The sequence below is a fragment of the Rhodoferax sp. genome (genome assembly GCF_028688795.1).
GTDB lineage: Bacteria > Pseudomonadota > Gammaproteobacteria > Burkholderiales > Burkholderiaceae_C > Rhodoferax.
Map to the genome: position 1 here is coordinate 102,134 of NZ_JAQTXM010000010.1, position 12,115 is coordinate 114,248.

Annotated in this window: 12 protein-coding genes; 6 read left to right on the forward strand and 6 right to left on the reverse strand. The window is 57.2% G+C overall.

Annotation, left to right across the window (positions count from 1 at the left end):
* Positions 1-126 precede the first annotated feature (126 nt).
* Positions 127-252, forward strand: coding sequence for a hypothetical protein (locus tag PHQ58_RS09580; protein WP_300110382.1), 126 nt, complete (start codon positions 127-129; stop codon positions 250-252).
* Positions 253-396: 144 nt separating this feature from the next.
* Here the strand turns inward: PHQ58_RS09580 and PHQ58_RS09585 are convergent, their stop codons facing one another.
* From PHQ58_RS09585 to PHQ58_RS09610, 6 genes are all read right to left on the reverse strand, one after another.
* The gene (locus PHQ58_RS09585) at positions 397-999 is read right to left on the reverse strand and encodes a rhodanese-like domain-containing protein (protein WP_300110384.1); all 603 of its coding nucleotides are present in this window, start codon (positions 997-999) and stop codon (positions 397-399) included.
* On the reverse strand, positions 981-2,027 hold the full coding sequence (locus PHQ58_RS09590) for a rhodanese-like domain-containing protein (RefSeq protein WP_300110387.1): 1,047 nt from the start codon (positions 2,025-2,027) through the stop codon (positions 981-983). Before PHQ58_RS09590 ends, PHQ58_RS09585 begins: the two co-directional genes overlap by 19 nt.
* A 94-nt stretch (positions 2,028-2,121) precedes the next feature.
* Positions 2,122-2,442 carry a hypothetical protein gene (locus PHQ58_RS09595; RefSeq protein ID WP_300110389.1) on the reverse strand — a complete coding sequence of 107 codons (321 nt, stop codon included), beginning with the start codon at positions 2,440-2,442 and terminating at the stop codon, positions 2,122-2,124.
* Positions 2,443-2,474: 32 nt separating this feature from the next.
* Entirely contained in the window at positions 2,475-4,283 is a 1,809-nt protein-coding gene (locus tag PHQ58_RS09600) for a DUF3373 domain-containing protein (RefSeq protein ID WP_300110392.1), read from the reverse strand.
* A gap of 36 nt (positions 4,284-4,319) precedes the next feature.
* Positions 4,320-4,940 carry a cytochrome b/b6 domain-containing protein gene (locus PHQ58_RS09605; protein WP_300110395.1) on the reverse strand — a complete coding sequence of 207 codons (621 nt, stop codon included), beginning with the start codon at positions 4,938-4,940 and terminating at the stop codon, positions 4,320-4,322.
* A 13-nt stretch (positions 4,941-4,953) separates the two neighbouring features.
* Entirely contained in the window at positions 4,954-6,540 is a 1,587-nt protein-coding gene (locus PHQ58_RS09610) for a tetrathionate reductase family octaheme c-type cytochrome (protein ID WP_300110398.1), read from the reverse strand.
* Positions 6,541-6,790: 250 nt separating this feature from the next.
* Between PHQ58_RS09610 and PHQ58_RS09615 the strand changes: the two genes are divergently transcribed.
* The 5 genes from PHQ58_RS09615 (at position 6,791) to PHQ58_RS09635 (ending at position 12,066) form a co-directional block, all read left to right on the forward strand.
* Positions 6,791-7,456: a TetR/AcrR family transcriptional regulator gene (locus tag PHQ58_RS09615; RefSeq protein ID WP_300110401.1), complete on the forward strand. Its 666-nt coding sequence runs from the start codon at positions 6,791-6,793 to the stop codon at positions 7,454-7,456.
* The gene (locus PHQ58_RS09620) at positions 7,453-8,649 is read left to right on the forward strand and encodes an efflux RND transporter periplasmic adaptor subunit (protein WP_300110404.1); all 1,197 of its coding nucleotides are present in this window, start codon (positions 7,453-7,455) and stop codon (positions 8,647-8,649) included. Before PHQ58_RS09615 ends, PHQ58_RS09620 begins: the two co-directional genes overlap by 4 nt.
* Positions 8,646-9,839: an ABC transporter permease gene (locus PHQ58_RS09625; RefSeq protein WP_300110407.1), complete on the forward strand. Its 1,194-nt coding sequence runs from the start codon at positions 8,646-8,648 to the stop codon at positions 9,837-9,839. Before PHQ58_RS09620 ends, PHQ58_RS09625 begins: the two co-directional genes overlap by 4 nt.
* A 5-nt stretch (positions 9,840-9,844) precedes the next feature.
* Positions 9,845-10,576, forward strand: a complete 732-nt coding sequence (locus PHQ58_RS09630) for an ABC transporter ATP-binding protein (protein WP_300110410.1) — start codon at positions 9,845-9,847, stop codon at positions 10,574-10,576.
* Positions 10,577-10,764: 188 nt separating this feature from the next.
* Positions 10,765-12,066 (forward strand): c-type cytochrome, encoded by a 1,302-nt coding sequence (locus tag PHQ58_RS09635; RefSeq protein ID WP_300110413.1) that lies wholly within the window; start codon positions 10,765-10,767, stop codon positions 12,064-12,066.
* The last annotated feature ends 49 nt before the right edge of the window (positions 12,067-12,115 follow it).

Genomic DNA, 12,115 nt, shown 5'->3' on the forward strand with positions numbered 1-12,115 from the left:
AGGCGACACCGAGGGCCGCATCTATGACAACGAGGGGCTGAACGCCATCATTGGCCTGATCGTGACACCGGCTGGCGCGGTGCTGATTGACAGCAACCAAAGGCATCCAGACCATCGCCCACATCGATGCGCAAGCCGACCGGGCCTGACACCCGGCTGGCACTTGGCGGCACGGTGATCAAACTCAAACACGCCCACGGCGGCCACACGCCCGGCGACACGCTGTGGCTGCTGGACGTCACCTCCGGCTAGGCTTGGCTCGAATCATTTGCCCTGATTGGCGCCAACAAGCCTGCCACCATCGTGCCCGGACACGGTAAGGTCACCAACCTAAAGGAATACTGCCTAGTATCTTTTCGTCAGGGGCATCAAGATGTTTTCCCTGCTGAGGCCTGCTTAACGTGCGAGGGGCAGAGGTCGGTTGCCCGATACAGTGGTCAGGCCAATGCCCTCCCAGTCCAGCATGCCGCCGCGGTAGTAGAAAATTTTGGCAACCGGGTAGCCCAGGTTCACGATTCTTGCAATGCCGGTGGGGCTTTGCACACACATCGGGCCATAGCAGAACGCAACGATCTTTGCTGCCTGATGGCAGTCCCAGGCTTTGCCAGGCAGAAGCTTGCAGCCCAGCACATCCAGACGATCTTCCATTTCGTTATAGGGTATGTGGTAGCTGTTGGGAATGGTGGCGTCCAAGGGTTCATCGTCGTCCCGCATGTCGATGACCATGGCGCCTGGGTCGTTGAGCGCCTGCAACACGTCAAGCTCGTTGACCGGTGTGACGCCGGCAACGGGCACCAGCGGCTGAACGAAACCCTTGGGTTCACCGCAAGCTGTTTTGACGCGCCGGATCAAAAAAGGCCCCTTTGGGGTTTGCACGACAAATTCGTGACTGTCCTTGGTGATGCGAAGTGGCAATTTATCCTCAGCCCGCACTGGCAGGCTGCACATGACAACCAGCAATGCCAGAGCCGTTATGCGCTCTATTCCTTGATGCTGCATTTATCGCCTTTGCAGGAGATTTCTGCGTCAAGGAAAGACACATTTGTGTAACCCTTGCGCCCCAGAATGTCAAAAGTCTTCTGGCTCTTGGCACCGGTGGCGCAATTCACATACACCGGCACATCCTTGGGCACCTGAGCGAAGTCTTTTTCCATCTGTTCGATGGGAAGGTTCACTGCGCCTTGGAAATGCCCACGCGCAAAGTCTTTGGCTGGTCGCACATCCAAAATAAATTTACCCGAGGCAACCGCATCTTCAAAAACCTTTGGTGCCACTTGACCTGGACCGTAGATGGGTGCCCAAGTGATCTTGGTCAGCGCTGGTGCTGCAGCCAAAGCGCCCTTCCAGGCACTGGCCGGAAAATAAGCCAGGCGCCGGAAGTCTTGCTCACGAAGGTCTTCCATCACGGCGTTCACGGCCACCATGTCACCGCGCTCCAGGACCACAATCGGCGCATTTCTGGAAAGCAGGGCCAAAGCGTCGTGACCCTTTTTGCCTTTAAGGTCTTCAAGCGCCAGCTGAACCACCTGATTTGATGCCACCGACACGGTGTCTTTGCCCGGTGCTGTGTCGATCAGCACAAGATTGCCCTTTTTGATGAATGCCTCGGCGGCCAGCAGGGGCTGTGCTTTCTCGTTCCAACCTGGCACGCCGTTGCGATAGACCCAGACATCGGTGTAACCCATTTGTCTGAACATGACAGCAGAGTCGATTGACAAAGTGCACTCACGCCCGGCGCAGTAAAAAACCAACTTGCCGCTCTTGGGTATACCCAGTTTGTCGGCGCTTCCCGCTTCGTTTTTGAGCATGTCCAGCGGCAGATTGACAGCCCCCGGAATGTGGCCGGAGTTGAATTTTCCGGCGGGGCGGCTGTCTACCAACCAGACGCTTTTGCCAATAGCACCTTGTTCGTAATAGCTCACCATTTGGTCATTGACTACTTCGTCCGCTTCAACCTTGACATCAGCCGCCAGTGCGCTAAAAACCAATGCGCTGAACAACGCCAGCGTCAAAAACATGCGTTTCATAACTTCACTCCTTGAACATGAAAACTACGTCTCCGCGTCAACTGACGACGCGCCAGCTGTCGGGAGACTCGACTGCTGGCGCAGCGAAAGCAACTCAGCAGCCAGCGGTTTTCTTGAACGACTTGCTGGTGTTCTTGCCGTCTTTGTCAAAACGGGCGCGGATTTCATCACCCGCCTGGATGCGTTTGTCCTTGAACTTGTCCAGGGTCAGGTCGTCGGTGATGGTGATGCTGACCGCCTCGCCGGTCTTGCTGTCCTTGAGCACAGCGATGGCGGATTTGCCATCGGCAGCCATGGTGATCTTGGTGACCGGGCCAACCATTTTGCCTTCGTCGGCGAAAGCGTTGACGCTGAAGGTGGCGCTGGACAGGCCCAGTACAGCCACGGCGATGAGGGTTGAGAGTTTGGATTTCATGGTGAGACTCCTGTTGAGAAAATAAAAGTGAATCAGAACTTGACTTCAAAAGTGGCATAGAGGTTGGTAGCGTTTTCCAGTGGTGTTGTGGTCATCATTTGGCCATTGACATCACCAATCGCCACTGGCGCGCCGACCCAGTTGTTACTGCCGGTGTAATCAAACTTGTAGTACTGCACACCTACGCGGAAAAAGGCCTTGCTGAAGTAGGACGAGATCGGTTGACGGTCCAGTTCTTCTATCCAGTAGGCTTCATAAACATTGCCGCGTGTGCCGACCTTGGCGGTCCACATATCGTCGGCAGCCGGGGCAAAAGTGATCCAGTTTTTCGAACCATGATTCCATTCAAAGCCAAACTTGGACTTAGATGGCAGGTCGTAACGCATGCCTAGGGCAAAGGCCGTGCCGGTCTTGCTGGTGGGGGCTTCTGGGTTAAAGAAGGCACCACTCATCAGGCCTTGAAAGCCAAATTGGGCAGACACATTGTTGTTGGGATGGGTAATGCTCATGCCCACATCACCAAAGATTTGCAGCGTACCTGGCCCCACATTCTTGTGTGTGCTCATGAAGCCCACGCCTAGCCAGTCGATGTCACCCAAATTGGTTTTTTCCACTGTGTTGCCAAAGTAAGTGGCGTTCATGGTCGGCGCATCAAAGATGTTCATGCCACGGTTCCATTGCAACCAGACGCGCAGCGGGTCGGTATCGATTGGAACCAGGGAGATACCGACCATATCGGTGTCTTTCAGGGAGTTACCGCTTGAATTGGTGAACCCGGCCTCCAGGCCACGGCCGTAGCAGAATTTGGCATACGCGCCGGGTAGCGAATCAATTTCGGGCGCATAGCCCAGCGTCACTCCGTCAAAGGCGTAATCGACCAGCAACGATGGCGTGCCGCCGTTACCGGGGCGCTCGGCACCGTTGTTGCGCAGATTGCTGGGGGCTCCGCCAGTTGAAGGCCGCCGCCCAATCGATAACCACATCTCTTTGTCAGCAATGTTGCTCCAGGTGGCATAGACCCGGTCGACGTTAAGGTAGCTGTTAGAAGGCACATGGCCAAGCGTGCCGTCAAACACGCCGACCCGGTCTGCAAAAAACGGTGCGCTGCCAGCATTGGTCACAGCACTGTCATTTTGCGAGCCAAACACCTTGTACATGTTCAGCCGGGCCGAGACGCTGACATCCTGCGTGGCCTTGGCATTCAAATCTAGCTCAAAGCGGTTGCTGTAAAGGCTGGTGTTTTTGGGCTTATACGCGGGCACGGTCTTGGCAAAAGCACCCATGGCACCGGCCATGGCTGCATTGGCACCAAGGAATGCATTTGCCTGCTCATATGTGCCAACCCCATTCATGCCTTGAGCGAACCCCATTAACCCAGTGAGTGCCTGAGCCGATGTCCACCCAGGATTCAGACTGGACGCTGCAGCCGGGTTGGCAAAAAACTCCCCCTGCAAGGTGTTTTGCGCATTGGCAAAAGTTGCATTCACATCAGTAAATGTTTTTGTCTGCCCTTCTAGGTAGTCATAGCGGAAGCGGTAGTCGCCTCCCACGGTGAGCCAACTGCCCAGTGATTTCTTTTGCAACAGGGCCATCTGACCCTTCAGGTCTTCCAGCGCAGCAGCGTCGGGGTTGGCGGCCGCCGCGCTCACCGCTTTGACTTGCTCGGCGGTTTGGGCTGACTTGGCTTCATTGGCTTTGACCTGTGCCTTTAGTGCCTCCAGCTCGCGTGACATCGCCTCAATGCGATTCATCAAATCAGCCTCGGTGGCAATGGCAGCCGCTGGCATCAGCATGCCTGCGATCACGGCGACCAGCAGTTTTTGTTTAAACCTCTTATCCATCTCTTACTCCTAAAACGTCGAAAAATTGTTTGGCACTCAGGTGCGCTTGGCTGCTGGGGTTTCATCTTCGATGTCTTCCCAGCCGGTGATCATTGATTTGACGTGCGCCGTCACCGTGTGGCCGGTCGTGGCCAGGTACAGGTGCGAGATCAAAAACGCCAGCATCAAAAAGGCGCCTATGGTGTGGGCTGTCGCAACCCACTTTAGGCTGAGCCCGGTCAAGCCCCAGGCTGCCCAATCGGCGTAAAACAGGTAGAGCCAGCCAGAGAGCCAGATCAAGGGGCTCAACAGGGTGAGCACGCCCAGATAGGTGAGCAACTGCAGCGGGTTGTGCTTGCGGCTTGACGTCGGTTTGAACGGGTGCGGCTCACCTTTGAAAATGCCAGACGAATAAAAGTTGGCCACAGCCACGATTTTTTGTGTGGTGGGAATGTATTGCCGCCATTCGCCAGTAGTCAGGTGCCAGAAGATGGCAAATACCCACAGGCCCACCAAGGTCCAGGCGGCGATGGTGTGGAGGTTGACAGCTTTCTCGAACCCGAACACGGTGTAGGTGCCGTGCACCTCAAAGCCAGTGAGCAGCATAAAAATAATCAGCGCAGCCTGACTCCAGTGCCAAAAGCGCTCGAAACCCTTGAATAAATAGATGCGTGCCATGATGATGTGCTCCTTATTTGTGGTTGCGCTTGCCGGCGACGATGCGAATCAGGCCGTGGCCCAGCACACCCAACAACACAAGCAAGATGACTGTCCATCCAACCTTGTCGAGCCCGGCCATGTGGTCACGGTTGCGTCCTGGCATGTACACACCATCAATTTTTTCCAGCCGACCAGCGTTGGCGTGGCAATCTGTGCACCCCAGCGCCTTTTCTTTGGGCGCCACCATGTGGGTGATGAGCCAGGCGCTTTCGGTCTCGATGAAATCGAGCTTGCCTGAGAACGGCAGTTTGGCAGTCGTCATCCCGGCAGCCACCGCCTTGTCCCAGTTGAAGTTTTTCCAGAACGCGGTGTCGTCGTTGCCTGCCAGATGGGTGATGACGAGTTGTTTGTTCACCGAGTCATAAATCTGCTTGCCACGGAACATTTTGACGGGCCAGATCATCGATTTGCCGTCGGTGGCACTGCCTTCAAAGCGGTTGATCTGAACCGGTTTTTCGCCTTTTTCAATCTTGTCGGTCTGCAGTGTGTAGTTAACGGTTCCGTTGAACCAGACGTATTCGGGCACCACGTTTTCTTGCCAGACGAAGTCACCCTTGATGGTCATGTAAGTGTCGTAACCGTCTTCGTCTTTGACGGTCATGGGTTTGCCGTCCTTATCCAACTTGCCAGCGGTGGACCAGTCCCACGACATCTTTGTGGGCTGGCCGCCACGGGCAAACGCCGGAATGTGGCAAGTCTGGCAAGCAATCTTGGCAGTGTGCTCATTGAGCCTGGCCACTGGGTGCGGGGTCTGCCCGTGACACGCCTGACAAGTGGCAGGGTTGGTCGTTTCCACCTTGCCGCGCAGATGGGCTGGAGCTTTGTCTAAAGCGGTAGGGGAATAGCGGCTGCCGGGTACCTGGTGGCCCTCTGTCTTGTGACATGTCGCGCAGGTGAAGTTGTTGCCTTTGGTGTCCATATGCACATCAAGTGCCTTGTCTGGGGCATCCAGCGAGGAGTCTAGGTCACCATGTTTGACCCCGTCACCACCGCCACCGTTAAAGTGACAAGCGCCGCAGGTGGTGCGCTGGGTTGGGCCGACCTTTTGGGCTATTTCTTTCAAGTTGATGCCACGAATGATCTTGCCCGAACCCGCAGGAAACTCGGTGTCTTTGACGACCGGGTTACCGGCAAAGCCTGAAGGTTTTTTGTACTTGCCGGTGTGATCATGACAAGCCAGGCAATCTACGTTTTCTTGGGACTTGAAATCAAACGTGTCATCTTTCCAGCCATAGCCAATGTGGCAACTGTTGCAAGCGGCCTCATTTGATTTGACCGAAGTGCAAAAGTTATTGACGATGTGTTTTTTACCCAGCACCTGCTTGGTGTTGGGGTTTACAAACTCCCATTTCCAGTGCTGCGTCTGGTGGATTTGTTTGGAGGCCTCGGTGTGGCAGCTCAAACAAGCCTTGGTCACTTCTGGGCCAGAGGCAAAGTCCTGGTCCAAAACCTTGAACTTGCTGTGATCAGCGGTGGTTTTGAGCAAATTGGCAACAGGGTCTGCGGTTGCAGCATGAGCCGTCGACAGCAGCAATCCAACTGCAAATACGGCCGTCATCAGATATCGCATACGCATTAAAACGCTCCTAGGTTGCCCTTGTTAAAGTTGCATCGCAACAACGACGTCACGACAACATTTGGGTATCGCTGTTTGTGTTGATGCTAATTTGATGTCTCGAATGATTCACTGATCTATATCAATAAATTCGCATGTTCAGATGTGCAAATTGACTTAAGAAATGGCAACACATAACGGCAAAGAGGAACGGCGGCATAATGAATGTAATTATTCAATTACTTCAATAAATATGGAAGTCTTAGACACTCCCGTCAAACAGCGCACTGAGGTGCGCCAAGCCAGTCTGGTTGAAGCCGCGCTGCTACTGGCCGCACAGCGCAGCCCGGCGAGCATCACCACCGGTGATCTGGCACGCGCAGTGGGCATCACACAAGGGGCTGTGTTCCGGCACTTTGCCAGCAAAGAGGCGATCTGGCTGGCTGTGCTTGACTGGGTGACCGAGACGCTGCTGACGCAACTGCAAGCCGCTGCTGACGCAGCCAACCTGGCAAGCGATGGCCACTCAAAAGGACAGAAGCCACTTGCCCCCCTGCACGCGGTCTTTTTGGCCCACGTCGACTTCGTGGTGGCGCACCCGGGCGTGCCGCGGGTGATGTTTCAGGAGCTGCAAAGCCCTGGCGACACCGCCCTGAAGTCCAGCGTGCGCGGCCTGATGCAGCGTTACCGCCAGTTGCTCATGCAGCTCCTGACGCAAGCCCAGGACGACCAAACCATTGCATCGGACACCGACCTGCCCTCTGCTGCCGTGTTGTTCATTGGATCAGTGCAAGGGCTGGTGATGCAAGCCTTGATGTCTGGCAACGTGTCCGCCATGACCAAGCAGGCGCCAGGTGTGTTTGCCATTTATCAGCGCGGCCTGCAAGCTGCCCCCAACGATTCACAAGGAACCCCATGAACTCACAAGCCCTCCTCAAACGCCGACTCATCATGGGTGCGGTTGCCCTGGCCCTGATCGGCGGCATGGCCTATGTATCGCTTCGCACCGGACCGCTGGCACCCATCAAGGTCACCGTGGCTCAGCCCACCGAGGGCACGTTGAGCCCGGCCATTTTTGGCATCGGGACGGTTGAGGCCCGACGCAGCTGGATGGTGGGCCCCACCGTGGCTGGCCGGGTGTTGAGCGTGAGGGTGGATGTGGGCGACAGCGTTAAAGCCGGCCAACTGTTGGCCGAAATGGACCCGGTGGACTTGAGCCAGCGCCTGGCCGCACTGGATGCGTCACTGGCACGCGCTGGCAGTGTGCAGGCAGCTGCACAGGCGCAGCTGCTTGACGCCAGCGCACGGCGCAAGTTGGCCACCATCAACACCCAGCGCAATCAAGATTTGGCGCGGCAAAACTTCATCAGCTCTGGCGCGCTGGATGCCAAACTACAGGAACAAGCCTCGGCAGAGGCCGCCGTGCAAGCCGCGCAAGCCAATCTGGTGGGTTCTGGCCAAGACGCAGCGCGGTTGAAAGCTGAACGCGCCGCCCTGGCACAACAACGCGACAACGTGCGCCTGTTTGCCCCAGCTGACGCCATCGTCACCACGCGCGATGCCGAAGCCGGCAGCACCGTGGTGGCGGGCCAACCGGTGCTGCGTCTGATGGACCCAGGTAGCTTATGGGTCAAGATGCGGGTGGACCAGGGCCGCTCTGCCGGACTGGCCAGCGGCATCAAGGCCCACATCGTATTGCGCTCAAACCCACAAACCCCGTTGGGTGGCCAGGTGGCGCGCATTGAGTTGCTGGCCGACAGCGTGACCGAGGAGCGCATCGCGCAAGTCGCATTTGATGCGCCGCCCAACGGCCTGTCGGTGGGTGAAATGGCTGAAGTGACGCTGCAACTGCCCGCCACAGCGCCAGCGCTGTTGCTGCCCAACGCCGCCCTCCAGCGTCAAAACGGCCAAAGCGGGGTCTGGCGCATCCAAGATGGCAAGCCTGAATTTGCCCCCGTGCAACTCGGCACGCAAAGCCTGGACGGCCAGGTGCAGGTGCTCAAAGGCCTGGATAAAAATGACCGGGTGGTGATCTATAGCCAAAAAGCCCTGAGCAACGGTGCCCGCATCTCGGTGGTGGACGCACTGGTGAAGCCAGAGGCGACCCAATGATCAGCCTGGCCGGACGCGACATTCTGCACGGCTGGGGCAAGTTCGCCCTGACCGGCCTGGGGCTCGGGCTGCTGATTGGTGTGACGCTCTCTATGGCTGGCATCTACCGCGGCATGGTGGACGACGCGCAGGCGCTCATCTCAAACAGCCAAGCTGATCTGTGGGTGGTACAAAAAGACACCCAAGGCCCGTATGCCGAGGCCTCCAGCATCAAGGACGATGTGGTGCGCAGTGTGCGCGGCATGCCCGGCGTGGCGCAAGCTGCCAACGTGACTTACCTCACCATGCAGGTGCAGCGCCCCAGCGGCGATGAGGCGCGGACCATGGTGGTCGGCGTCGAGCCCGGCCAGCCCGGCGCACCCGGCTACCTGGTGGCAGGCCGCCAACTCACCCGCGACCACTATGAGGCGGTGGCCGATATCAAAACCGGCTTGAAACTGGGCGATGCGGTGCGTGTGCGCCGCCACAGCTACCAGGTGGTGGGGCTGACGCAACGGATGGTGTCATCCGGCGGTGACCCCATGCTTTTCGTGCCTTTGAAAGACGCGCAAGAAGCGCAGTTTTTGAAAGACAACGACACCATTCAGAATGAGCGCACCCGCACGGCTGCCAACCCGGCCTTCAACCGCCCCGGCGTGCCGGGCTTGCTGGATGCCGTGCAAAACCTGCAGACCAGCAGCCACAACGTCAACGCCGTGCTGGTGCAGTTGCAGCCTGGCTGGCAAGCCGATGAAGTGGCCGAGTCATTGACACGCTGGAAACATGTGCAGGTGTTCACCCGCGCCGGCATGGAAGAGATACTGGTGGCCAAACTGATTGCCACCTCGGCCAAGCAAATTGGCATGTTTCTGGGCATTTTATCGGTGGTGAGCGCGGCCATTGTGGCCTTCATCATCTACACCATGACCTTGGGGAAACTGCGCGAAATTGCGGTGCTCAAGCTCATTGGCACGCGCAACACCACCATTGCCGGAATGATCCTGCAGCAAGCCTTGGGACTGGGGCTGATTGGCTTCATTGTGGGAAAAATCGTGGCCACCGCCTGGGCACCCATCTTTCCCAAATACGTGCTGCTGATGCCACGTGACGCCGTCATTGGGCTGGTTGCCACGCTGGTGATTTGCGCCCTGGCCAGCACACTGGCGATTCGCGTGGCGCTCAAGGTGGACCCCGCAGAAGCGATTGGATGAACCCCATGAACACAAGTAACACAAGTAGCACAAGCTCGGGCGGCATCCGCATTGAAGGCCTGCGCAAGGTCTATGGCAAAGGCGACAGCGCAGTCGTTGCTCTGAAAAACGTCAACCTGGTGGTGGCGCCCGGCGAGGTGGTAGGCCTGGTCGGGCCATCGGGCTCGGGCAAGAGCACGCTGCTGAAATGCCTGGGTGCCATCATTGAACCCACTTCCGGGCGCATGACGCTGGGCAGTGATGTGATTTATGACAACGGTTGGAAAGTGGCTGACTTGCGGGCCCTGCGGCGTGACCGCATTGGCTTCATCTTCCAGGCGCCGTATCTAATCCCATTTCTGGACGTGACCGACAACGTGGCCCTGCTGCCCATGCTGGCCGGTGTGGCCAACATCACCGCACGCGCCAGAGCGCTGGAACTACTCACCGCGCTGGATGTGCAACACCGCGCCAAGGCAGACCCCTCTCAACTCTCAGGTGGTGAGCAGCAGCGCGTGTCTATTGCCCGGGCACTGGCGAATCGCCCGCCAGTGATTCTGGCCGACGAACCCACCGCCCCACTCGACAGCGAACGTGCGTTGGGCGTGATGCGCATCCTGAACCAGATGGCCATTCAGGCCCACACAGCCATCATTGTGGTCACGCACGATGAAAAGATCATTCCCACCTTCAAGCGGATTTACCACATTCGGGATGGGCAAACGGTTGAAGAGGCCGGCGAGGGGCGAGCACTATGAGGCGGCAGTCTTGACCGACTTCAGGGAAAAACCAAGCACATCATTAAAACGAAAATCTTTGCTTTACATCAACAAGCAACGCAATTGAATGGCCAAAAGTGCCCTACCCCCACACAATTGCTGCACCAATTGTCGTCGGCAAACCTAAAATAATTTTCGATTAGTTGAATCCTTTTCAGGAGTCGAACATGAAGCACACAGCGATGGCCACATTGGTAATTTTGTTGGCCTCTTTCACGGCTCCAGTGGCACACGCCATTGATGACGCGTCGGTGGTACGCGGAGGTCGTCTTTATGACAACTGGAGCATTGAGTTAAGGGGGCGGACCCCGCTCCATCAAAATCCAGCATTCAAGACCAAACAAGTGCCACTGGCGGTGGCTGACACTTGGCGCTGTGTGGAATGCCACGGCTGGGACTACAAAGGCAAACACGGCATGGCGGGCATCAGTGCGCGGCAAAAGGGTGACCCCGCAGCTATTGCCGCGCTACTGAACGATGCCAACCACGGTTACCAGGAATTGCTGGACGCACATGACCGCCTGGATCTGGCCAACTTCATTGCCAGTGGCCAAACAGACCTGCAAAAGCTTGTTGAGGCTGCCCGGCGAATCAAGCCAGTACTGGGCACCCCGGACAAGATTTTTGCCACCATTTGCGCCACATGCCATGGGCTTGATGGTGACCGCCTGCGCGCTATACCTCCATTGGGCGACTCCGCAAGGCAGCGCCCCTTTGAGGTGTTACACGTGACACTTAACGGACATCCTGGTGGCAATATGCCAGCACTCAGGACACTGGGTGACGAGGCTGTTGTAAAAATACTTGCATACATGCAGGTACTCCCCAGCTTGAATCTGGCGGCCTCCGTCGCTAATGGTGGACGACTTTATGACGACTGGCAGGTCCACACCGCTGGCCTGCGCCAGTCTTTGACACACCCTGCTTATCCACCCAAAGCCTATTACGCCGGTGCCGCCCCTGACACTTGGCGCTGCAAGGAATGCCATGGCTGGGACTACAAAGGCAATTCAGGCCAGTATGCAAAGGGCAACCATGCCACCGGCATCAAGGGCATTCGTACCTTGGTCGGTGCAGACCCGCAACTGACGCTGGGGGTTCTGCGCAGCACCTCGCACCATTACAGCGCGGTCTTGACACACCGGGACCTGCAAGACCTAGCCAATTTCGTGAGTTACGGCCAAATCGACATGGACACGGTAATCGATCCAAGCACCGGTCTGTCTCGTGGCGATGCCACTCGTGGGGCAGCCCACTACCGAAGCATGTGCGCAGGTTGTCACGGGCTGGAGGGCCGGTTTGTAGCCAAACGCCATCTGGGCAAGGTATCCAGAGATGACCCATGGCACAGCCTGCACAACATGCTCAACGGTCACCCTGATGACACCATGCCCGCACTGCGGGAAATTGACCGCAAGGTGACCAGCGACATCCTGGCGCACATTCAGACACTGCAAGAGCGACGCTAAAAAAAGCCGCTGGGTCACAGCGGCTTTTTTCTCAATCATCGGGCCGTGC